We start from the raw sequence: 22,018 nt of genomic DNA on the forward strand, positions 1-22,018 counted from the left end.
CCCGCGCCCAGCCCTGCGAGGAGTTGCCCACGCGCAGGATCTCGCCGTTGCGGACATGCCACAGCGTGCCGTCCACGGCGCGCACCTGGGTGACCCTCAGGCCAACCGACTCCACGGTGCCGGAAGCTTCGCCCAGATCGACCACATCTCCGATGCCGTACTGGTCTTCGGCCACCATGAAGAGTCCGGACAGGTAGTCCTTGACAAGGGTTTGTGCGCCGAAGCCAATGGCAACACCGGCAATACCGGCGCTGGCCAGCAGGGGGCCAAGGTTGAACTCGAGCTCGGTGAGCACCATCAGGATAGTGAGGGTGGCCAGCACGATCGTGGTGATCGAACGCAGCACCGATCCGATCGTCTTCGAACGCTGGGCCCGGCGCACCGCGGCGATCGGCGAATCCTGCATCAGCCAGTAGCGCGGGTCTTTGCTGTTCTTGCGCACCGCTGCGGGATCGAATTTGTCCAGCTTGGCGGTCTCGCCGTCGGCGATCTTTCCGGTGACGCGCTTAATCACCATCCGCAGGACCATATTCGCCAGGAATCCGCCCAGCAGGATCAGCGACACGCGCAGCGGGGTGTCGAGCCAAAAGGCGGGGGTCGCCAGCCGTTCCAGGGTACTAATGTCCACGCGATCCATGGATAAGAACGGTAAGCGCCCGGTCAGGCCGCTGCCAAATGCAGCAACGGAAACGTGGCGAATCTCCCAGCCTGGTGATGGTTCGGGCTAAAGGATCTTGGTCAGGGGTGCGTAGCGCAGCAGCAACCGCTTCTCGCCGGCGTCGAACTTCACCTTGGCCACCGTTTTGTCACCTGCTCCTTCGAGGCTCAGCACCGTGCCGTTGCCGAAGCTGGTGTGGTTAACCTTGTCCCCGATAGACAGCGCGATGACTTCCTTTTGCGGCTGCACGCGGCCGGCCCGGGTCTTGGCGCTGGTGATGGACGGCGCCGATCCGCGCAGGTTGCTGATGTCCTGGTTACTGGCTGTACCGGCGCCCCAGTGGGAGCCTCCATAGCGGCTCGACCCGAAGCTGCCCGCAGAGGCAAACATCGGCCGCGAACTGCCCTCACGTTTCCAGTCGATGAGCTCGGCCGGCACCTCTTCGATGAACTGGCTGGCCGGATTGAACTGGCTCTGGCCCCACATGCTGCGGGACTCGGACCGGGTCAGGTACAGCCGCTTGCGGGCCCGGGTCAGGCCCACATAGGCCAGCCGGCGCTCCTCGGCCAGCTCCGACGGGTCGGACATCGAGCGCTGGTGCGGGAAGACCCCGTGTTCCATGCCGGTGAGGAAAACCACCGGGAATTCCAGCCCCTTGGCGGTGTGCAGGGTCATCAGCGTGACCACGCCCTGGTCCTTGGCCAGCTGCGCGGCCTCGGCATCCGGGGCGTCGGGGATCTGGTCGGCGTCGGCAACCAGCGCCACCTGCTCCAGGAATTCGGACAGCGACCCGTCAGGGTTGTCGCGCTCGTATTCCCGCACCACTGCCACCAGCTCCGCGAGGTTCTCCACGCGGGACTCGTCCTGGGGGTCGGTGCTTTGCCGCAGCATGGCCAGGTAGCCGGTCTGTTCCAGCACGGCTTCCAGCGCTGCGGCGGCGCCTGAACCGGCGGCGACCTCGGCCAGGTCGTCGATGAGCTTCACGAAGCCGGCCACCGCGTTGACCGAGCGGGTGGCCATGCCGGGCGCCTCCTCGGCGCGGCGCAGCGCCGCCATGAACGAGACCCGGTCCCGCTCCGCCAGCGCGGCCACGGCGTACTCAGCCCGGTCCCCGATCCCGCGCTTGGGTTCGTTGAGAATCCGGCGCAAGTTGACCACGTCATCCGGGTTCACCAGGACCCGCAGGTAGGCCAGCGCGTCCTTGATTTCCTTGCGCTCGTAAAAGCGGGTGCCGCCGACTACCTTGTAGGGCAGCCCCACCCGGACCAGCAGGTCCTCAATGGAGCGGGACTGGGCGTTGGTCCGGTAGAACACGGCAATGTCGCCGGGCCGTACCCCTTCAGAGTCCTGCAGCCGGTCGATCTCATCGGTAATGAACCGGGCCTCGTCGTGTTCGTTCTCGCCCACGTAGCCGATGATCTTTTCGCCGTCGCCCTCGGCGGTCCACAGCCGCTTAACCGGGCGGTTCGGGTTTCGCGAAATCACCGAGTTGGCAGCGCTGAGGATGGTCTGCGTGGACCGGTAGTTCTGCTCCAGCAGGATGGTGCGCGCGTTGGCGTAATCCTTTTCGAAGTCGACGATGTTGCGCACGTCCGCCCCGCGGAAGGCGTAAATCGACTGGTCCGAGTCGCCCACCACGGTCAGTTCGCCGGCCGGGAGCGCCCCGTCCTCGGACTCGCGGGTCAGCTCTCGCACCAGCCGGTACTGGGCGTGGTTGGTGTCCTGGTATTCGTCCACCAGCACATGGCGGAAGCGGCGGCGGTAAGAGTCGGCAATCGCCGGGAAGGCCTGGAAGATGAAGACCACTTGGGCGATCAGGTCATCGAAGTCCATGGCGTTGGCCTGGCGCATCCGCTGCGTGTACCCGGTGTAGACCGAGGCGACCGCCTGCTCGAACGGATCCGAATAGTTGGCGCTGGAGGCGAAGGTTTCGTCGTCGATCAGCTCGTTCTTCAGCGCCGAAATCTTGTGCTGGATGGACTTGGGCGCAAAGCGTTTCGGGTCCAGATCCAGGCCCTTGGCCACCTGGCTGACCATCCGCAGCGTGTCCGCCGAATCGTAAATGGAGAAGTTTGAGTTCAGCCCCACGTGCTTGGCTTCGCGGCGCAGGATCTTCACGCACGACGAGTGGAACGTGGAGATCCACATCCGCTTGGCCGGGTCCCCCACCAGCGACTCAATCCGCTCGCGCATTTCCGCGGCGGCCTTGTTCGTGAACGTTATGGCCAGGATCTCGCCCGGGCGAGCCCGCCGGGTGGCCAGCAGGTACGCGATGCGGTGGCTGAGCACCCGGGTCTTGCCGGATCCGGCACCGGCCACGATCAACAGCGGGGAGCCGGCATGCTTGACGGCCTCCTCCTGCTGCGGGTTCAGCCCGGAGAGCAGCTCTTCTGCGCCGGGCAGATGCGGGGCGGGCGGAGAGGCAACATGCGGGTCGAAGGCCGGGTCGGTGAGGAAATCCATGGTTCCTTAAGTCTATTAGCCGCCACCGACACTCGGGGACGGCCGCCAAATCTGCCGTCAACAGGCGGCAGATGCCTGCACCGGCATAATGGAGGCATGTCCAAAACCCCAGCACAGCGCGCGAAGAAACACGGTGCCGCGGCCGCCCCGGCCGCAGGCAGCGGCGCAGCAAAGCCTGCCATCCCTGGCAGCACCAGGTCTCCCCAGCGCGCGGCCGGCAACGCCAACCTGATTGTCATCGCGGGAGCGGTGGCCTCGGCGTTCTTGTTCGGTTATTCATTCCTGCTGGTGATGCCGCAGTTCGCCCAGTTGACCGGCGGATTGGGCCTGCCGGACACCCTCATCGGCGGGTACTCCACCGAATACGCGCAGCATCTCCGGACGGCGTTCGGCGAAGACGGTGCCGGGCAATACAACTACTGGCACAAGACCGCGGACACCATCTTCCCGCTGCTGTTCGGCTTTACCTGGCTGATCCTGCTGGGCCAGCAAGTCCGCTTACGGCTCTGGCGCTGGCTGGCCTGGGCCGTCGTCGTGCTGTATGTGGCAGCCGATCTGGGCGAAAACGTTGCGGTCGATGCCATGCTGGCGACGGACCCGGTGGGCGACGCCTCGCTGGCGAGCTTCCTCACGGTGGCCAAGTCCATCCTGTTCGGGCTGAGCCTGGTGGTGGCTGCGGTTGCGGTCTTCACCCGCAAGCCCAAGCCGGCCGAAAGTTCCGTTTCGGCCGAAGGCTGAGCGGGCCGGGGCCGAGCGAGACGGAGCCGCCGCTGCTTCCGCCGCCCGGCCCGCCGCACCGGCCCTACACGCCACTTAAGCTAAGCTTTTGGCGTTGCCCCCGTAGCTCAGGGGATAGAGCACCGCTCTCCTAAAGCGGGTGTCGGCAGTTCGAATCTGCCCGGGGGCACTGATCCTTACCCGTGCACTGCTGTGTACGCGGCGGCCAGCCATTGTGCGCTTAAGGCCAGCCATTGTGCGCTTAAGGCCAGCCATTGTGCGCTTAAACGGAAACAGGCCCCCGCCTGTGCAACCCCCCACGGAAGCACAGACGGTGGCCGGTTGTAGTGCATTTCCACCGAAGTGGGCAGGAATCCCTGTCAGCGTGGGACCGCTGGTTCCGTTCTTCCCGTTCCTCGGAGCCAGCGGCAGCTTCCTGCCACCTGTTGGCTGGCGACCGCGCCGTTCCCCTGAAGCACGTAGCCGCTCCGGGACCGTTCATTTCCCAGAGTGTGAGTACCCCAGGCACTGCCGCCACTACTTATCTAAATCGATTGGATTTAATAAAGCAAGTCCTGCGGCACGTCTGTCCACACGTCAAGGAATATGACGAAAGCACAGGATGGTTCAGCTGCGTGCGGTAATCCCTGCGGTTCAGCTGCCCAGCAGCAGCCCGCTGGCCTTCGGCGACAACGCGTCGTCCAGGATCAGGCAGGCGCCGCCAATGGCGCCCACTTCGAATCCCAGCGAGGACGAGAGCACTTCCACTCCATGGATGGCCCGGGAGACGAAGCGGGTGTTAATCTCCTCGTGCAGGATCGGCAGCGCCAGGTCCTCCAGTCCGATCCACAGCGGGCCGCCGAAGATCACCCGGTCCACGTCCAGAACATTCACCATCTGAGCCACCGTGCCGCCGACCAACCGGGCAGCCCGGCTGACGATCGCCGCGGCGGCTGCATCGCCCTCAACGGCCATCCGACACAGGGTAATGATGCTTTCGGCGGCCTGGTGTCGGTCGCCCAGCTCGGCGTCGGGCGGGAACACGCCGGACTCCACGGCCTGCTGGAACAGCGTGCCGAAATTCAACGCCATACCTACGCAATTGTGTTTCCCGCACTCGCATAACGGCACCTCCACGTCCACGGGGAAATGGCCGATCTCGCCGATGTTGCTGGAGGCCCCGCGCAGCACCGCGCCGTCGAGCACCACGCCGGCGCCCAGGCCCGTGCCCAGATAGACGAACACAAAGTTCTCGGGCTCCTGCCGTCCGCTGGCCCACAGCTCCGCCACCGCCGCCGCGGTCGTGTCCTTGTCCATCAGCACCGGCAACCCTGTCCGGCGGCTGAGCGGTTCGCGCAGCGGCACCGAGGTCCATTCGCGCATCATCGGCGGGTCCACGACCGTGCCCTCGGCCGCATCGATCGGCCCCGGTGCCGCCAGCCCGATGCCAAGGATCCGGTGGCGCTCGATGCCCGAGCCGGCGATCAGGTCTTCGACCGCCGCGGCCATGGCCGCCGTCATGCCATCGGGCTGGCCGGCACCGGGGTTGTCATGCCGGGCACGGGCCACCACCTCGCCGTCGAGATTGAGCATGACCAGGGTCATGACCACCGGGTCAAGATGGATGCCGATGGCCAACCGGCTGGAAACCTCCAGCTGCAGCACCGTTCGCGGTTTGCCCGGACCGCTGACCGTTTTGCGGTCTTCCCGGACCAGGCCTTCGTCCACCAACCGGCGCACTACGTTGGAGATCGTTTGCGGGGACAGTCCGGTGCGCTCCACCAGCTCCACCCGGGCGATGCCCTCATGGGCGCGGCGGATGGCATCCAGGATCACAGCCTGGTTGTAGCCGCCCAGGCGGCCCAGGTTGGTTCCTCGCTGCATTGCACCGCTTTCGCTCATCTGTCGCCGGGGACCCCACAGCAACTCTAGTCACTGACCGGCCGGAGCACACGCGCGGCGCGGCCGGCCTGTCGGCGCGGAGCGCTTCAACCCATCCGGATCAGGTGGCCACCGCGGCGTCGCTGAGGAACTGGGTCCGGTAGAGCTCGGCGTAGCGGCCTTCCAGCCCCAGCAGCTGGGCGTGCGTGCCCTGCTCCACGATCCGGCCGCCCTCCACCACCAGGATGCGGTCGGCGGAGCGCACGGTGGAGAGCCGGTGCGCAATAACGACGGCGGTGCGCCCCTCGAGTGCCTCGGTGAGCGCCGCCTGCACGGCGGCTTCGTTGGTCGAGTCCAGTGCTGCCGTTGCCTCATCCAGGATGACCACCCGGGGATGGCCCAGCAGCAGCCGCGCAATGGTCACCCGCTGGCGTTCGCCGCCGGAGAGCCGGTAGCCGCGCTCCCCCACCATGGTGTCCAGGCCATCCGGCAGCGACTTGATCAGTTCTTCCAGCCGTGCACGGCGCAGCACGTCCCAGATCTCGGCGTCGCTGGCTTCCGGCCGGGCCAGCAGCAGGTTGGAGCGGATGGTCTCGTGGAACAAGTGCCCGTCCTGGGTCACCATCCCGATGGTTCCGCGCAGCGCCTCGAAGCTCAGGTCCCGCACGTCGATGCCGGAGAGCTCAACCGAACCGGAGTCCACGTCGTACAGCCGGGCCAGCAGCTGGGCCATGGTCGACTTCCCTGCGCCCGAGGAGCCCACCAGCGCCAGCGTCTGCCCGGGTTCCACCCGGAAGCTGATGCCGTGCAGCACTTCTTCGCCGCCGCGCGCGTCGAGGGTCGCCACCTCTTCCAGCGAGGCCAGCGACACCTTCTCGGCGGAGGGGTAGGCGAACCGCACGTCCTTGAATTCAACGGAGACGGGTCCGGCCGGGACGGTACCGGCGTCGTCCTTTTCGGTGATCAGGGGCTTCAGGTCCAGCACTTCGAAGACCCGCTCAAAGCTGACCAGTGCGCTGGAAATCTCCACCCGGGCGTTTGCCAAGGCCGTGAGCGGTGCATACAGGCGGGTGAGCAGCAGCGCCAGCGTCACCACGTCGCCCGGATCCAGCTGGCCGATGATCGCGTAAAAACCGCCCAGCCCGTAGACCAGGGCCAGCGCCAGCGCCGACACCAGGGTGAGCGCGGTGACGAAGACCCACTGCATGACCGCCGTCTTGATGCCGATGTCACGCACGCGCTGGGCCCGCAGCTTGAACTCGCGGGATTCGTCGGCGGGGCGGCCGAACAGTTTGACCAGCGTGGCTCCGGGCGCGGAGAACCGCTCGGTCATCTGGGTGCTCATGGCGGAATTGTGGTTGGCAGTCTCGCGCCGGAGGTCCGCAAGGCGGCTGCCCATCCGGCGGGCAGGCAGAAGGAACACCGGCAGCATCAGCACGGCCAGCAGCGTGACCTGCCATGACGTGTTAAGCATGACGATCAGCGTCAGGATCAGCGCCACCACGTTGCTGACCACCCCAGAGAGCGTGCCGGCGAAGGCCCGCTGGGCGCCGATCACATCGTTGTTCAACCGGCTGACCAGCGCGCCGGTGCGGGTCCGCATGAAGAAGGCGATCGGCATCTTCTGCACATGGTCGAACACGGCGGTGCGCAGATCCAGGATGATGTCCTCACCCAGGCCGGAGGAGATCCACCGGGTCACCATGCTGAGGCCGGCATCGGCGATGGCCACCAGGGCGATCACCACGGCCAGCCAGACCACCAACTCGATGTCGGATTTGGCGACGACCGCGTCCACTACCCGGCCGGCCAGGACAGGGGTGGCAACGGCCAGCGCGGCTGTCACCACGGACAGCAGCACGAAGACGGTGATTTTAACCTTGTACGGCGCAGCGAACGCAAAGGTGCGGCGGACGGTCTCCCGGGAGAACGACTTCTGGTCCTTCGAATGCGAAAGCCTGTACAGCGAACTCCAGGCTGCACCTTCCATGGACATGATGGCTCCTTAGGGCTGATGGTCCTACTGCAACCCTAGAACCTTCCGGAGCCGTCCGCTGTTCCCGCATGCGCCGCCGCGGCCAGAATCTGTCCCGATCCCGGGCAGCGGGGCAGCCCTGAACCCATCTGGCCACCCCGGGCCGTCCCGGTCGAGCTCAGGGCTTAGCGGCCAGATCACCGGTTATACCCCCTGCTCTGGACGCCAAAGGATGACCTCGTCATGAGGTCGGGGGCAGCATCCGATGAGTCGGACGCCAGCCCCGGACCTGGACGCGCACCGGGCCCGACCCACCGGAGACCGGTCAACCGGGGCAGCCCCGTCAGGTCCGGGCCACCGGCGACCGGTCAAGCAGGGATCAGTCCGCCAGCGGCCGCCGCGTCAGCTGAGCTGCTTTTCCTCGTGCGGAATGAAGCGCACCGTCATCGCCTTGAAGCCCGGGGTGTTGGACTCGCGGGCCACCAGGTCCCGGTGGACCAGCGCGTTGGCTTCCGGGAAGTAGGCGGCGGCACAGCCGCGCGCCGTCGGGTAGGCCACCAGCCGGAACTCATCCGCGCGGCGTTCGGTTCCCTTGAACGTGCTGATCACGTCCACCAGGTCGCGGTCGGCGAAGCCCAGTTCGGCCAGGTCGTCGGGATGCACCATCACCACCCGGCGTCCGTTGGAGATGCCGCGGTAGCGGTCGTCGAGTCCGTAGAACGTGGTGTTGTACTGGTCGTGGCTGCGCAGCGTCTGCAGGATCAGGTGGCCTTCCGGCGCCTCCAGGTACTCCAGCGGGCTGACGGTGAACCGGCCCTTACCGATGTCCGTGGCGAAGGACCGGGTGTCGCGCGGCGGGTTCGGCAGCACGAAGCCGCTCTTGTTCCGGATCCGGGTGTTGAAGTCCTCGAATCCGGGCAGCACGCGGGAGATGTGGTCGCGGACCACGTCGTAGTCCTCGGCCATGGCCCGCCAGTCCACCGGGTGGTCGTCGCCGAAGGTGGCCTGGGCCATCCGGGCGATGATCACCGGTTCGGCCAGCAGGTGCTCGCTGACCGGCTCCAGCCGGCCCTGCGTGGAGCGGATCACGGACATGGAGTCTTCCACCGAGAGGAACTGCGCGCCCTTGGGGTGCTTGTCGTCCCGGTCGGTGCGGCCCAACGTGGGCAGGATCAGCGAGGTCTTGCCGTGCACCACGTGGGACCGGTTGGGCTTGGTAGACACGTGCACGGTCAGGCCGGCTTTCTTCATGCCGGCTTCCAGCGCCTCGGTCTCCGAGTTCGCCAGCGCGAAGTTGCCGCCCATCGACACGAAGACGTCCACCTTGCCCTCGGCGAAGGCGTCGATCGCCTCGGTGGAATCTACGCCGTGCTCGCGCGGGGAGGTGATGCCGAATTCCTTGTCCAGTGCGGCCAGCAGCCATTCCTTCGGCTTTTCCCAGATGCCCATGGTGCGGTCGCCCTGGACGTTGGAGTGGCCTCGGACCGGGCAGGCACCGGCGCCGGGCTTGCCGAAGTTGCCCTGCAGCAATAGCAGGTTGATGATCTCGCGCAGGGTGTCCACCGAATGCGGCTGCTGGGTCAGGCCGAGCGCCCAGCAGATGATGGTGGCCTTGGACCTGGCCAGCAGGCCGGCCACCTTCGCGATGTCCAGCCGGGAGAGCCCGGTGGCCTTCTCGGTCTCGGTCCAGTCGATGTGCCGGCGGGCCGCGACGTAGTCCTCGAATCCGTCGGTGTTCGCCTCGATGAAGGCTTTGTCCACCACGGTGCCGGGAGCGCGGTCTTCCTCTTCCAGCAGCAGGTGTCCCAGCGCCTGGAACAGGGCCAGGTCCCCGCCCACCTTGATCTGCAGGAACTCGTCGGCGAGCTGGGTGCCGCCGCGCAGCAGACCGTCCACCGACTGCGGGTCCTTGAACGCCATCAGCCCGGTTTCCGGCAGCGGGTTGACGGCCACGATGGTGCCGCCGTTGTCCTTGCACTCCTTCAGCGCGGAGAGCATGCGCGGGTGGTTGGTGCCCGGGTTCTGGCCCACCACGAAGATCAGTTCGGAGTGGTGGATGTCCTCCAGCGACACGGTGCCCTTGCCGATGCCGATGGTGGGGTTCAGGGCGCTGCCGGAGGACTCATGACACATGTTGGAGCAGTCCGGCAGGTTGTTGGTACCCAGCGATCGCGCGAACAGCTGGTACATGAACGCGGTCTCGTTCGCGGTGCGGCCCGAGGTGTAGAAGACGCAGCGGTCCGGCGTCGTAGCCCGGATACGCTCCCCGATCAGGCTGAACGCATCCGACCAGGAGATCGGCGAGTAGTGCGTCTCGCCCTCGCGGATGATCACCGGCTCGGTGATCCGGCCCTGCTGGCCCAGCCAGTACTCGGTCTTGGTGGCCAGCTCTTCGATAGAATGCCGGGCCCAGAACTCCGGCGTCACGGTGCGCTTGGTGTTCTCCTCGGCCACGGCCTTGGCGCCGTTTTCACAGAACTCGGCCGGTTTGCGCGGCCCGGTGATGGATTCCGGCCAGGCACAGCCGGGGCAGTCGAAGCCACCGCGCTGGTTGATCCGCAGCAGCGAACGGGCGGTGCGCGCGACGCCGGCCTGTTCGATGCCGCGCTCCAGCGCAACTTTTACAGCCGGAATACCGGCGGCAGCCTTCTTCGGTTCCTTGACCTTCAGGGTGCTTTCGTCAATGTCATTCACAGGTGCCGGGCGAGTCATGCCCCTAATGTATCCCGGCTCACACGGATTTCTCGACAGCCGCAGCCGGTCTCACACCAAATGGCCGACGGCGGCGCCAATCCGTGCCGGGTGTGTATACACATTGACGCTGCGGCCGCGGCTGAAACCGGCCAGCGTCAGGCCAACTTTGTCCGCCAGTTCGACGGCGAGCGAGGACGGCGCGCTGACGGCCGACAGGGCGGGGATTCCCGCCAGATGGGCCTTCTGGACCAGTTCGAAGGAGGCCCGCCCGGAGACCTGCAGCACCGTGTTCCGCAGCGGCAGTTTGCCCTCGCGCAGGGCCCAGCCCACCACCTTGTCCACCGCGTTGTGGCGTCCCACGTCTTCGCGCAGGCAGAGCAGTTCGCCGTCGAAGCTGAACAGGCCGGCCGCGTGGACGCCGCCGGTGCGTTCGAAGACCTGCTGCTGTTCGCGCAGCCGGTCCGGCAACTGCAGCAGGATATCCAGCGCCACCTCGCCACCGCCGTCGGTGCCGTCCGTGCCCGGGGCGGCACCGCTGTCGTCATCATGCAGCGCGAAGCGGGAGCGCTTGGTCACCGCGTCGATCGACGCTGTGCCGCAGATGCCGCACGCGCTGCTGGTAACCACCTGGCGGTCCAGCCGCGGATCAGGCAGTGCCACGCCGGGCGCCAACTGCGCCTCCACCACGTTGAAGGTTTGCCGGCCGTTCTCGTCCTCCCCGGCGCAGAAGCGCAGCGAGAGCAGCTGTTCGGGCGACCAGACGATGCCCTCGGAGACCAGGAAGCCGGCCACCAGATCGAAGTCGTCGCCCGGCGTGCGCATGGTGATGGAGAACGCGCGCCCGGCGAGCCGGATTTCCAGCGGCTCTTCCACCGCCATCACGTCCTCGCGGCGGCGCGGCGGCGCGTCAAGACTGAGTTTGAGCACCTTGCGGCGCTGCGTCAAGCGGCCCATGTACTTCTCCTCTATTGCCTGTTACAAGGGTAATCCACGCCACCACCCGCCGCGGCAGCCCGGAGGCGGGAGGCTAACGAGGCGGGCGGCCAAGGGCCGGGTCGCCGACGCCGGATCACCAGGGCAGCCAAGGCCCGGGTCACCGACGCCGGATCACCAGGGCAGGTCAAGGGCCGGTAACTGCTGGCCGGGGTCGGCGCCGGCGGCCGGTACCACCATCACGCCGTCGGCGGCAGCCAGTCCCCGCATCATGGCCGAGCCGATGTGGTCTGCGGGTACGGCGCCGCCGTCCGGAGCCGTACCGTAGGGCACCAGCCGGTCTTGGTTGTGCAGCGGCCGCAGGGCTGTTCCGGCGCGCACGGTGCGCAGCGGTGCCGGCGGGCGGCCGGTCATCCCTGCCAGCAGCGGGTCCGCCAGGGTCAGCAGCGCCATCATCGCCGCCAGCGGGTTCCCGGGCAGGCCTACGAGCGGTCGTCCGTCGGGCAGCCGGGCCAGCAGTGCCGGGTGCCCGGGGCGCATCCGGATGGACGGGACCAGGATGGTGGCGCCGGCGGCGTCCAGGACCCGGCGCAGATGGTCGGCGGCGGACGTGCCGGTCCCGCCGGTGGTGACCACCACGTCGCCGCCACAGCCGGCGATGGCCTCCGCCGTGGCGGCGAAGTCGTCGGGCAGCCGCCGGCTGTCGGCGACCTCGCCACCGAACCGGGCGATGATGGCCGGCAGGGTGGGGCCGAACGTATCGCGCACCCGGCCGGGCGCGGGGATCCCGGAGGTGACGACTTCGTCGCCGGTGAGCAGCAGCGCGACCCGCGGCACCGCGGCAACGGGAAGCGCATCGTGGCCACAGACCGCCGCGACGGCCAGATGCGCGGGGGTCAGCACGGTCCCGGCTGCTACCACGACGGCGCCGGCTGGGGTCTCCTCGCCGGCCGGACGGATGTGGCGTCCGGCGGCCAATTCCCGCTCCGAGGTCCCCGGGCACAACTCAAGCTGCTGCGTCGTCGTGGCCCCGCATTCGCTGCGCAGCACGCTGTCTGCACCGTCCGGGATCAGGCCGCCGGTGACCACCGGGGCGGCCTGCCCCGGCCGCAGCGGCGTGCCGGCCGGCACCAGCTGCCACGGCCCGGTGCCGGCGATGGCCCAGCCGTCCATGGCGGACGAGGCGTAGTGCGGCACCGGAAGCAGCGCCGGCAGGTCGGCGGCCAGCGTGCGCCCGGCGCAAGCTGCCAGTTCCACGGGGGTGGCCGGCCGGATGGCTGCCGCCTGGCCGGCCGCGTAGGCGGCGGCCCGGGCGTCTTCCCAGCGAAGCCCGGAGCTCACTCCTGTACTGCGCCGTGGCGGCGGGCAACTTCGTCGGCCACGCGGGAGGCAGCGCGCATGGCCACCTCCGGTGTGGCCTGCCCGGTGGCGGCCGCGAAGCCGGCGGCGTAGCCCACCACGAAGGTGGTCAGCGGCGCGGCGGGACGGACCACGCTGTGTGCGGCCACGCCGGCCAGCCCTAGCACGGCGTCGATGTCCACCGGCATGTCCTCAAGTTCCAGCGCCTGCAGCAGTTCGCTGACATACGGGGAGAGCTGTTCGGCCGCTCCGGACACAATGGCCTCCGATCCGCCCGGTAAGCGGGCAAGTACGACGTTTGTTTCAGGCTACGGCGCGGGCGGGGCAATGCCAAAGCGGTCCGCGTCTTGCCAGGTGTCGACGTCCGATGTGTACAGCCCGGCCCGCTCCAATAGGAGCTCTACCGCCGGCAGGCCGTCGAGCAGGTTCCGGACCGGTTGGCCGGCCAGCCCGGCCGCTCCCCCGGCCTCTTGCACCGCTGCCGCCAAGGCCGCGCTGTCCGCGCAGCACGCCAACTGCTGCCGCTTGCCGTCGGCGTCCACGGGGATCCAGAGCTTCGCCTCCGGTGCGCGGGCGGCACCGCCCAGCAGCAGTTCGGGCAGCCCGGCCAGCAACGGCATATCGCAGGCAAGGAGCAGGGTGAACGGCGCCCGGCCCGGGGCCCCGCCGTCGTCATCGGCCGTCAGGGCCTGGACCCCGGCCGCGATGCCCGCTGCCGGACCGGAGTACGGCGGGTCTTCCCGGGCCAGCAGGAGGCGGGGTGCGGGATCCACCGACCGGCGGAAAGCGTCCACTTCCGCCAGCAGGTCATCCGGGCCGACGACGGCGATCAGTCGGGAACCGCGGACGGCCTCCAGCGTGCGGCGCAACAGCGTGGACCCGTCGAGTTGCAGCAGTGCCTTGGGGCTTCCGCCCAACCGCGAGGAGCGGCCGCCAGCCAGCACGACGGCGTCGAAATCGGCAGCCGTCACGCGGCGGTATGGGTGTCGAGGAACTGGCTCCAGGCCGGTGCAGGCCGATCCAGGTCACGGATGCGCCAGCGGGCACCGCTGGGCGGACGGGGCGTGAACCGCAGGCTCCAGCCCATGTGGGCGAGGGTGCGGTCGCCCTTGGCGTTGTTGCAGCGCAGGCAGCAGGCCACTAAATTCTCCCAACTGTCCTCGCCTCCGCGCGACCTCGGCTTGACGTGGTCCACCGTGGTGGCCGTCTTGCCGCAATACGCGCACAGGTGGTTGTCGCGGCGCAGCACTCCGCGGCGGGTCACAGCGGTGTCCTGATTGTACGGGATCTTAATGTACCGGTTAAGCAGGATCACCGAGGGACGTCCCAGGATGTCGTTCGGGCCGACGACGGGATCACCGTCCTCGGCGATCACGCTGGCCTTGCCGGTGAGCACAAGAAGCAACGCCCGGCGGAAGGTGACGACCGCCAGCGGTTCGTATCCGGCATTCAGAACGAGTGTGCGCATGCACATTCCTCTTGGAGTGTGGCCTACCCGACCGGCGCTTCAGTTCCGGTCAGGGACTGGATTTTCTGCACTAACAGTCAAAGAGTATGACGGCCGGTACGTTCTGCGCTAACTTTTTTCGCTGCCGGTGGGGCGTATCGGACCGGAGCAGCCAGCTGTTACCGGTTGTTTCCCGGCCGCCGGTGGATCCACCGGCCGCGTTGCCCTGCGGCTTGAAACGCCGCCGGCCCCGGTGCACGCTGGGCGTGGACCGGGGCCGGTGGACGGTCCAGTGGACCGGGAAGGCGAAGCCTAGTTGACGCGGATGGCTACGTAGCCGGATCCGACGTCGGCGCTGGCCAACGCGGTGGTGTAACCGGTCCAGCCGCCGTGGACGGCCTGGCCGTTGCCTACGTAGATGGCGATGTGCGCGACGCCGGCGCCGCCGTCGGAGTAGTAGAGCAGGTCGCCCGGCTGCGGGGTGGAAACCTGCGTGCCGTAGCTGAGGAACTGAGCCGGGGCGAGGTCGCCCACCGACTTACCGGCGGCGCGCAGGGCCTTCTCCACCATGGCGGTGCAGTCCTGCGAAATACCGATCTGGCCGTAAGCGGAGGAGACCAGGGTGGACGCCACGCCGCTGGCGGAGGCAGCGGCCGGCGCGGCTGCCTTGGCGGGAGCTGCTGCGGCCTTGGCTACGGCCGGTGCGGCCGGTGCGGCCTTCTGCACGGCGGCGGGTGCTGCGTCTGCAGCCTCCTCGGCAACCGGTGCCACTTCCTGGGCCACGGCTTCGACCACAGGCTCCGGCTCCGGTGCCGGAGTGGACTTGATGTCGGGGCGCGAGAAGGTCAGTTGGACGGCGCTGGAAGCCTGCACGGTGTCCACCTGCACGCGGCTGGGGACGGACACGGTGGACGCGGTGCGTTCGACGGTGGCTGACTGCGCGGGGATGCCTGCGGTCAGGGCCAATCCGGAGGCGGCAGCAATAACGGCTGCAGAGCGACCCATGGATCCGGCATTGGATGAGACGGCTTTGGAAATCGTCTCCAGCGGGTTGGTGCGGACGGAAACGGCGCGGTGGCGCCCTGTAGCGGTGTTATTGAACACGTTAAAGGCCTCTCCCAATGCCTGCGAGGTGAGCTGTCGGATTCGGATGGGAGTGCACCCGGCCGTAGTCCTCCCCGGCAAAGCCTGAGAGTCCTGACGACTTAACCCCAAGGGTTCCTGTACGGAACCCGAATTTGGTTCCCCCGCCTCTGCCCGCGAAGTTTTTGCGAACGAACTCCGGTTGGTGGCAGAGCTCGGCAAATCCACCCGGAGGTCCCAGCCGTCTGACAGCTGGCACGAGTTAGAGCGTATACGATTCGGCGAGCATTGTCACGTTCTGATCACGGAACGGTAATCTTTAGGTTACGGAGGTTGTTCGGCAGGCACCGAAGCCCCCGCTCCGGCACCCGCATGCCGCCGTCGAACCGCGCCCTTAATGACCGACGGCGCGCCCCGAAAGGCGCGCCGCGATACAAACAGCTGAGAACGTCAGGAAGGCTTAGGCCGCCGGACGGATGAACACCGGGCCGGAGCCGATGTAGGCGCTGCCCAGGACAGTGCTGTAGCCGGCCCAACCGCCGTGGACCGCCTGGCCGTTGCCAACGTAGAGGGCCACGTGGGCCACGCCAGCACCGCCGTTGGAGTAGTAGATGATGTCGCCCGGCTGCGGCGTGGAAACCTGCGTGCCGTAGGCAAAGAACTGTGCCGGGGCGAGGTCGCCGACCGAGTAGCCAGCCGCACGCAGCGCGTTCTCGACCAGGGCGGTGCAGTCCTGGCCCACACCGATCTGGCCGTAGGCGGCGGCGACGATGGCGGCGGCCGCTCCGCTGGCGGCAGCTTCGCCGGCCTTCTTGGTGGACTTACCCTTGTCCGATCCGGCGTCGTCGCCGGTCGTCGGGTTGATCTCGTTCGATACGGCCTGGACGACGGTCTGCGGTGCCGGGGTGGAGGTGATCCCGGCACGTTCGAAGGTCAGCTTCACGGCCGCGGAGGCCTGTACGGCTTCCACCTGCACGCGGGCCGGGGCATCCACGCTACGGTCGGCACTGACGGCCTGTGCCGGAATGGCAGCGGTCAGAACCAGGCCGGTAGCGGCGGCGATCACGGCACCTTGGCGTCCAACAGTTCCGGCGTTTGCGGAAACAGCCTTGGAAATCGTCTCAAGCGGGCTAGTGCGGACAGGGGTCGCACGGTGGCGGCCCGCAGTAATGCTCTTGGACACGGTTGTACCTCTCCCAAATGCCTGCGAGGTGAGCTGTCGGGTTCGGATGGGAGTTCATCCGGCCGGCCGGTTTCCGGGCTGGTGGCCCGGTCCTGATCGGCTTTACCCCAAGGACGTCCTACGATGTCCGGGAAGTGGTTCCCCCGCTTCTGCCATGCGATTCGGTGCGAACGAACTTCGGGCGACGGCAGAATTCGGCATTCCGCCCGAAGGTGCCTGGCAGTTGATGCCAGGCACAGGTGAAACCTTATAACAGTTTGGTGCCTGAGTCACATTCCGGTTACGGCGTGTCAGTCAGAGCCAGCCGGTGGGGTCCACCAGTTTGCCGTTGACCATCACTTCGAAGTGCAAATGGCAGCCGGTGGACGCTCCGGTGGTGCCGCTTTCGCCCAGAACCTCGCCACGGGCCACGGCGGTTCCCACCGTTGTGTCGATGGTGCTTAGGTGGTTGTACGTGGTCTCCAGGCCGTTGCCGTGGTCCACCACAATCCGGTTGCCGCCACCGCCAACCTGGAACCCGGCCTCGACGACGGTGCCGCCGGCCGCGGCATGGACCGGCGTGCCGCAGGGGGCGCCGTAGTCCTGGCCGGTGTGCAACTCTCCGGCGTAACCGGTGATGGGGCTGACCCGGTAGCCGAACGGCGAGGTCTTGATCAGCTCGTCCATCGGCTGCGACAGGGTTCCCTCGCTGCCGATCGCCTTGGCCCTTCCGCCGGAGGCGACCATGACCTGCTTCAGCTTGGTGTCCGGGTCGAACTTGCTGGTCAGCGCGGCCCGTTCAAACGTCAGGCGCGCTTCGGTGGCCGCGGAAATGCTGCTGGTTGCCAGGGCTTCCTGCGGGGCGTCGGCTGTGGCGCCGGCCGTCGTCGGGAGCATCACGGTCAGCACCATGCCGGAGGCGGCGGCGACAATCGCGGTTTTGTGGCCGACGTCGCGGGCGGCCGCTGCTACCGGCGACGGTGCCGGCTGCGCCCGCCGCCGTCCGGCTGTCGCTGCGCGAGGGCGTGGGTGCTCGACCGGGGCGGTTAAACGGCGCCGTCCCGAGGCTTTATGTCCTGCCAAATCTATACCTCTCCCAAAGCGCCTGCGAAGTTAGCTGTCGGATTCGAGTCAAGAGAAAACTCGGCCGCACCGCACAGAGCAACAGTGGAACGATTCACCGAGGCTTTGCCCGCTGCGGCTTCACCCCAAGGCAGCGAACAAACTGCCGCTTGGTGGGTCCTCCGCCCCTGTCTCACGGATACACTCCCCCGCCGACAGGGTTCGGCTTGCGGAGGGTGCGGGACCGAAGTCTCGGTGCCCGGCACAACTATACGGAAAATCACTCGGAAGTAATAAATCCGTTATCCACGCCGCGGGATTCCGCGGCGCAACGTTTCATTCCATCGAAACAAAGATGTGGGCAGCGACTTCCGGAGGCAATTCCAAGGCGCCCTCGATTCCCGGCACGCGCACGGAAATGTACTCGCCCGCCGTCTCCAACTGCAGTGTCGCCCCGGGCTTCAGGCCGCCCTCTTCCAGCTGGATCAGCAGTTCCGGCTCCACTTGGATCGGCTCCGCAAGCCGGATGATGCTGACCTGCTTATCGGGCGTATAAGTGCCCATGGCCTGTGCCAGGTTGAGCAAGCCGAAGCTGGTTTCCTGAGCGGGCTGGCCGCCGAGCGCTTCCAAACCCGGGATCGGGTTGCCGTACGGGGAAACCGTCGGCTTGCCCAGCAGATCGTAGAGCCGCTGTTCCACCCGCTCGCTCATCACGTGTTCCCAGCGGCAGGCCTCGTCATGGACATAGGCCCAGTCCAGGCCAATGACGTCCGAAAGCAACCGCTCGGCCAGCCGGTGCTTGCGCATGACCTCGGTTGCCTTGCGCCGGCCCAGTTCGGTCAGTTCCAGATGCCTGTCACCGGTGACCACTACCAGTCCGTCCCGCTCCATCCGGCCGATCGTCTGGGAGACCGTGGGGCCGGAATGGCGCAGCCGCTCGGCAATCCGGGCACGCAGCGCGACGATGTTCTCTTCTTCGAGCTCGAGGATGGTGCGCAGGTACATCTCGGTGGTGTCGATGAGATCAGTCAATTGTTTCTTGCTCCTCGGCGCGCGGTGAAAAGGCTGCTCCAGCAGCAGGCATGAGGGTGGGGCCCCTCTCCAGCCTAGCCTGTTTTCCCTACACGACCGGCAGTTTCGCCACCGGTAGACGCGCCGGTGTGGCACGCAACATTGCCGGTTACAACTAACGGCGCCTGCCGGCGTTGGGGCAGAATGATACGGGCGTTCAACGGTGAACTGCCATCGAGATCACTGCCACCACGCCAGGAAAGGTATTCATGAGCGATACCCAGTCCATCCGCATTCCCGCCGACCTGCTCCCGAAGGACGGGCGTTTCGGCGCCGGTCCGTCCAAGGTCCGTCCGGAACAGGTCGACGCGCTGGTCGCCGCGGGCAGCAACCTGCTGGGAACGTCCCACCGCCAGGCTCCGGTTAAAAACCTGGTGGGCAGCGTCCGCGAGGGACTCCGCGAGTTCTTCAAGGCTCCGGATGGCTATGAGATCATCCTGGGTGTCGGCGGCTCCACGGCATTCTGGGATGTCGCCTCGTTCGGACTGGTCGAGCAGAAGGCCCAGCACCTCTCCTTCGGCGAGTTCAGTTCCAAGTTCGCCTCGGCCACCAACAAGGCCCCGTTCCTGGCCGAATCCAGCATCATCACCGCGGAGCCCGGTTCCCGGCCGGAGCCGCGGGCAGAGGCCGGCGTGGATGTGTACGCCTGGGCGCAGAATGAAACCTCCACCGGTGTCGCCGCTCCGGTGCAGCGTGTGGAAGGTGCCGACGACGGCGCCCTGGTTCTCATCGACGCCACCTCGGCTGCCGGCGGGCTGGCCGTGGACGTCAGCCAGAGCGACGTCTACTACTTCGCGCCGCAGAAGAACTTCGCTTCCGACGGCGGCCTCTGGCTGGGCGTCTTCTCCCCCGCGGCACTCGAACGCGCGGCCCAGATCGGCGCCACCGGCCGCTGGATTCCGGACTTCCTCAACTTGGAAACCGCGATCGACAATTCGTTGAAGAACCAGACCTACAACACGCCCGCGCTGGCCACCCTGGTCACGCTCAATGCGCAGATCGAGTGGCTGAACAGCAACGGCGGTCTGGACTTCGCCTCCGGCCGCACCGCCGATTCTGCCGGGCGGGTGTACCAGTGGGCCGAGGCCTCAGCGCTGGCCACGCCGTATGTGGTCAACCCGGAGCACCGCTCGAACGTCATCGCGACCGTCGACTTCGACGAGTCGGTTGATGCCGCGGCCGTGGCCAAGGTGCTGCGCGCCAACGGCGTGGTGGATGTGGAACCGTACCGCAAGCTTGGCCGCAACCAGTTGCGGATCGCCACCTTCGTCGCGGTCGATCCGGAAGACGTCAGCGCCTTGCTCGCCTGCATCGATTACGTGGTGGACCGTCTGCAGGGCTAAGCCCCGCACCGTACCTCGATAGGGTCCGGCTTCCCGATCGCGGGGAGCCGGACCTTATTCTTTTGGGTCCGTACCGGCCGCCGCTTAGACCGGCCGGTCCGGCACGCCATAGGTAATGCTCAGCTTCCGCCGGGCCGAGCGGTCGAACCGCAACCGCATGTGGTGCGCGCGCCAGGCCCACACAATCCCTACGGCGGCGGCGGCCACACCGGACAACGCCGCCACCCCAAGCCCCCAGCGCGGGCCGAAGCTATTGGACACCAAGCCGACCAATGGGGCACCGATCGGGGTCCCGCCCATCAGGATGGCCATGTACAAGGACATGACGCGTCCACGCATCATCGGGTCGGTGGTGGTCTGCACATACGCATTGGCGCTGGTCATGATGGTGATGGCCGCTGCCCCCACCGGCACCAGCGCCAGCCCGAAGAGCCAGACCGTCGGGGCCAGTCCCGCCGCCGTGCAGGCAACGCCGAAGGCCAGCGACGCGCCAAAGACATAGCGCAGCCGCGGCCTGTCCCGGCGCGCACTGAGCAGCGACCCGGTCACCGAACCGGCCGCCATCACCGAGGAGAGCACACCGAAGTCACCGGCATGGCCGCCGAATTCGGTGCGCGCCATGGACGCCACGAAAACGGAGAAATTCAGGCCGAAGGTGCCGATGATAAAGATGGCGGCCAGCACCACCACCAGATCCGGCCGGTCCTTCACATACCGGAAGCCCTCGCGGATCTGGCCGCGGCCCTTGGCCACCTTCTGCCGCGGGTGGAGTTCCTGCCTGCGGATGGCCAGCAGCGCCGCGATCATCGCCGCGAACGTGGCGGTGTTGATCAGGAACACCGGGCCCGGCCCGATGGCTACGGTCAGCACGCCGGCAATGGCCGGACCGATCATTCTGGCCAGGTTGAACGAGGTACTGTTCAGCGCCACCGCGTTGGGCAGGTAGTCGTCGCGGACCACGTCCGAGACGAAAGTCTGCCGCGCCGGCGCATCCACCGCCGTCACCATGCCCAATGCCAGGGCAAAGGCATACACGTGCCACAGCTGAGCCACGTCCGCGATCACCATCAAGCCCAGCGCAAGGCCCAGCACGGCCATTGAAATCTGCGTGGCCATCAGCAGCTTTTGCCGGTCGAACCGGTCGGCAATCAGCCCGGCCCACGGGGCCATCACCAGCTGCGGCCCCATCTGCAGCGCCATCACAATGCCCATGGCGGCGGCGTCCTGCTCGGTGAGGATGTCGTAAACCAGCCAGTCCTGGGCCGTTCGCTGCATCCACGTGCCGACGTTGGAGATCAGCGCGCCGATGAACCAGATCCGGTAATTGAACAGCCTCAGGGAACGAAACACGCTTTACCGCCCCTTCCGGCTGCAGAACCTGCCTCGTCGATCGGTCACGTCAGGACGTGGTTTTGGTGAAATCCTCGGTCGCGCCGCTTTCGGCTGCCTCTGTCAGATTCTCGCCAACGGGAGCAGCAGCCGCCTCGGCTGCGGGGGCCGCCTCGTCCGCTGCGTGCTCGTCCGCGGTTGCAGGGGCCGCCTCGTCCGCTGCGTCCTCGTCCGCGGTTGCAACGGCTTCGTCGCCCGCGGCCCCGTCACGGCCCGCAGTCTCGGAGAGGTCCTCCGCCATGTCCGTTGCGGGAGCCGCCTCGGCGCCTTCCTGTGCCTCGGACCCCGCAGCAGCCGGCTCGGCACCCTCCGGCGTCTGGGCCGCCTCTGCTGCCTCGGCCGCCTCCGCTTCCGCCGCAGCTGCCACCTCTTCAGGCCGCACCCGGTCCGCCCAGGGCACCCACTCGGGAGCCAGCAACGATTTCTCGGACGGGAGCAGTCCCACTTCGCAGACCGTGGCCTCCTTGCCGCGGGGGACCCGGGCCAACGTGGCATACCACTGCCAGCCCGCATAGCCCGCCAGCTTCGCCTCGAACCGGTGGGTGACGAGGCGGTCGCCGTCGGCATAGCTGCCGACGTGCGCACCGATTTGTTCGGACGGGGCAATCTCCAGCACGCCCTCCCGGGCACGGTCGACCGCGGCGGCCAGGACTAGGTCCAGTTTGGCGGTGCGGCGCGCAGCACGACGCCGGGGCGCAGCCTCGGCCTCGGACCCACCGGCGACGGGCTGCTCCACGGGCGCGGTTTCAGCGTCGGAGTCGATCAGGTTTTCAGTCATCAA

The 22,018-nt window shown here is 67.4% G+C and carries 18 protein-coding genes, 1 tRNA gene and 3 riboswitches; of the genes, 3 read left to right on the top strand and 16 right to left on the bottom strand.

Annotated features, from left to right (window positions below):
- Window positions 1–637, bottom strand: a 637-nt coding sequence (locus tag AC5RWT_RS12450) for a mechanosensitive ion channel family protein (protein ID WP_494080473.1), incomplete at its 3' end; no start/stop codon positions are given.
- Between the two features lie 87 nt (window positions 638–724).
- Window positions 725–3,121, bottom strand: coding sequence for a DNA helicase PcrA (gene pcrA / locus AC5RWT_RS12455; RefSeq protein WP_494080474.1), 2,397 nt, complete (start codon window positions 3,119–3,121; stop codon window positions 725–727).
- A 96-nt stretch (window positions 3,122–3,217) separates the two neighbouring features.
- On the opposite strand from pcrA, the gene AC5RWT_RS12460 reads away from it, so the two are divergent.
- Together AC5RWT_RS12460 and AC5RWT_RS12465 are read left to right on the top strand one after the other, a co-directional pair.
- Window positions 3,218–3,859 carry a hypothetical protein gene (locus AC5RWT_RS12460; protein ID WP_494080475.1) on the top strand — a complete coding sequence of 214 codons (642 nt, stop codon included), beginning with the start codon at window positions 3,218–3,220 and terminating at the stop codon, window positions 3,857–3,859.
- 96 nt (window positions 3,860–3,955) lie between these two features.
- Window positions 3,956–4,028: transfer RNA gene (locus AC5RWT_RS12465), tRNA-Arg, on the top strand.
- 464 nt (window positions 4,029–4,492) lie between these two features.
- Here the strand turns inward: AC5RWT_RS12465 and AC5RWT_RS12470 are convergent.
- From AC5RWT_RS12470 to AC5RWT_RS12525, 12 genes are all read right to left on the bottom strand, one after another.
- Complete coding sequence (locus tag AC5RWT_RS12470) at window positions 4,493–5,722, bottom strand: ROK family transcriptional regulator (protein ID WP_494080476.1); 1,230 nt, start codon at window positions 5,720–5,722, stop codon at window positions 4,493–4,495.
- Window positions 5,723–5,840: 118 nt separating this feature from the next.
- Window positions 5,841–7,715 carry an ABC transporter ATP-binding protein gene (locus tag AC5RWT_RS12475; RefSeq protein ID WP_494080477.1) on the bottom strand — a complete coding sequence of 625 codons (1,875 nt, stop codon included), beginning with the start codon at window positions 7,713–7,715 and terminating at the stop codon, window positions 5,841–5,843.
- A gap of 381 nt (window positions 7,716–8,096) precedes the next feature.
- On the bottom strand, window positions 8,097–10,406 hold the full coding sequence (locus tag AC5RWT_RS12480) for an FdhF/YdeP family oxidoreductase (protein WP_494080478.1): 2,310 nt from the start codon (window positions 10,404–10,406) through the stop codon (window positions 8,097–8,099).
- A gap of 51 nt (window positions 10,407–10,457) precedes the next feature.
- Entirely contained in the window at window positions 10,458–11,342 is an 885-nt protein-coding gene (gene fdhD / locus AC5RWT_RS12485; protein WP_494080479.1) for a formate dehydrogenase accessory sulfurtransferase FdhD, read from the bottom strand.
- Between the two features lie 153 nt (window positions 11,343–11,495).
- Window positions 11,496–12,662, bottom strand: coding sequence for a molybdopterin molybdotransferase MoeA (locus AC5RWT_RS12490; protein WP_494080480.1), 1,167 nt, complete (start codon window positions 12,660–12,662; stop codon window positions 11,496–11,498).
- On the bottom strand, window positions 12,659–12,937 hold the full coding sequence (locus AC5RWT_RS12495) for a DUF6457 domain-containing protein (protein WP_494044266.1): 279 nt from the start codon (window positions 12,935–12,937) through the stop codon (window positions 12,659–12,661). Before AC5RWT_RS12495 ends, AC5RWT_RS12490 begins: the two co-directional genes overlap by 4 nt.
- Before the next feature lie 51 nt (window positions 12,938–12,988).
- Window positions 12,989–13,651: a nucleotidyltransferase family protein gene (locus AC5RWT_RS12500; RefSeq protein ID WP_494080481.1), complete on the bottom strand. Its 663-nt coding sequence runs from the start codon at window positions 13,649–13,651 to the stop codon at window positions 12,989–12,991.
- Window positions 13,648–14,148, bottom strand: a complete 501-nt coding sequence (locus tag AC5RWT_RS12505; RefSeq protein WP_494044264.1) for an HNH endonuclease — start codon at window positions 14,146–14,148, stop codon at window positions 13,648–13,650. Before AC5RWT_RS12505 ends, AC5RWT_RS12500 begins: the two co-directional genes overlap by 4 nt.
- Before the next feature lie 291 nt (window positions 14,149–14,439).
- Complete coding sequence (locus tag AC5RWT_RS12510) at window positions 14,440–15,231, bottom strand: NlpC/P60 family protein (protein ID WP_494080482.1); 792 nt, start codon at window positions 15,229–15,231, stop codon at window positions 14,440–14,442.
- A gap of 4 nt (window positions 15,232–15,235) precedes the next feature.
- Window positions 15,236–15,410: riboswitch (cyclic di-AMP (ydaO/yuaA leader) on the bottom strand.
- Between the two features lie 260 nt (window positions 15,411–15,670).
- Window positions 15,671–16,393: an NlpC/P60 family protein gene (locus tag AC5RWT_RS12515; RefSeq protein ID WP_494080483.1), complete on the bottom strand. Its 723-nt coding sequence runs from the start codon at window positions 16,391–16,393 to the stop codon at window positions 15,671–15,673.
- 3 nt (window positions 16,394–16,396) lie between these two features.
- Window positions 16,397–16,570: riboswitch (cyclic di-AMP (ydaO/yuaA leader) on the bottom strand.
- Between the two features lie 117 nt (window positions 16,571–16,687).
- Window positions 16,688–17,455 (bottom strand): M23 family metallopeptidase, encoded by a 768-nt coding sequence (locus AC5RWT_RS12520; protein WP_494080484.1) that lies wholly within the window; start codon window positions 17,453–17,455, stop codon window positions 16,688–16,690.
- A gap of 3 nt (window positions 17,456–17,458) precedes the next feature.
- Window positions 17,459–17,672, bottom strand: a riboswitch (cyclic di-AMP (ydaO/yuaA leader).
- Window positions 17,673–17,770: 98 nt separating this feature from the next.
- A complete protein-coding gene (locus tag AC5RWT_RS12525) occupies window positions 17,771–18,466 on the bottom strand; it encodes an iron-dependent transcriptional repressor DtxR (RefSeq protein WP_494044260.1) in 696 nt (231 codons plus the stop codon).
- A gap of 248 nt (window positions 18,467–18,714) precedes the next feature.
- Here AC5RWT_RS12525 and serC point away from each other — a divergent pair, with 248 nt between their 5' ends.
- The gene (serC, locus tag AC5RWT_RS12530; protein WP_494080485.1) at window positions 18,715–19,848 is read left to right on the top strand and encodes a phosphoserine transaminase; all 1,134 of its coding nucleotides are present in this window, start codon (window positions 18,715–18,717) and stop codon (window positions 19,846–19,848) included.
- Window positions 19,849–19,932: 84 nt separating this feature from the next.
- On the opposite strand, the gene AC5RWT_RS12535 is transcribed toward serC, so the two are convergent.
- Entirely contained in the window at window positions 19,933–21,198 is a 1,266-nt protein-coding gene (locus tag AC5RWT_RS12535; protein WP_494080486.1) for an MFS transporter, read from the bottom strand.
- A gap of 49 nt (window positions 21,199–21,247) precedes the next feature.
- Window positions 21,248–22,015: a DUF3027 domain-containing protein gene (locus AC5RWT_RS12540; RefSeq protein ID WP_494080487.1), complete on the bottom strand. Its 768-nt coding sequence runs from the start codon at window positions 22,013–22,015 to the stop codon at window positions 21,248–21,250.
- Window positions 22,016–22,018: the final 3 nt, after the last annotated feature.

This window comes from Arthrobacter sp. Dra40, assembly GCF_059091905.1.

Coding starts and splice junctions, on each gene's coding strand:
- pcrA (WP_494080474.1), bottom strand. CDS start 3,121: ATGGATTTCCTCACCGACCCGGCCTTCGACCCGCATGTTGCCTCTCCG.
- AC5RWT_RS12460 (WP_494080475.1), top strand. CDS start 3,218: ATGTCCAAAACCCCAGCACAGCGCGCGAAGAAACACGGTGCCGCGGCC.
- AC5RWT_RS12470 (WP_494080476.1), bottom strand. CDS start 5,722: ATGCAGCGAGGAACCAACCTGGGCCGCCTGGGCGGCTACAACCAGGCT.
- AC5RWT_RS12475 (WP_494080477.1), bottom strand. CDS start 7,715: ATGTCCATGGAAGGTGCAGCCTGGAGTTCGCTGTACAGGCTTTCGCAT.
- AC5RWT_RS12480 (WP_494080478.1), bottom strand. CDS start 10,406: ATGACTCGCCCGGCACCTGTGAATGACATTGACGAAAGCACCCTGAAG.
- fdhD (WP_494080479.1), bottom strand. CDS start 11,342: ATGGGCCGCTTGACGCAGCGCCGCAAGGTGCTCAAACTCAGTCTTGAC.
- AC5RWT_RS12505 (WP_494044264.1), bottom strand. CDS start 14,148: ATGCGCACACTCGTTCTGAATGCCGGATACGAACCGCTGGCGGTCGTC.
- serC (WP_494080485.1), top strand. CDS start 18,715: ATGAGCGATACCCAGTCCATCCGCATTCCCGCCGACCTGCTCCCGAAG.
- AC5RWT_RS12540 (WP_494080487.1), bottom strand. CDS start 22,015: ATGACTGAAAACCTGATCGACTCCGACGCTGAAACCGCGCCCGTGGAG.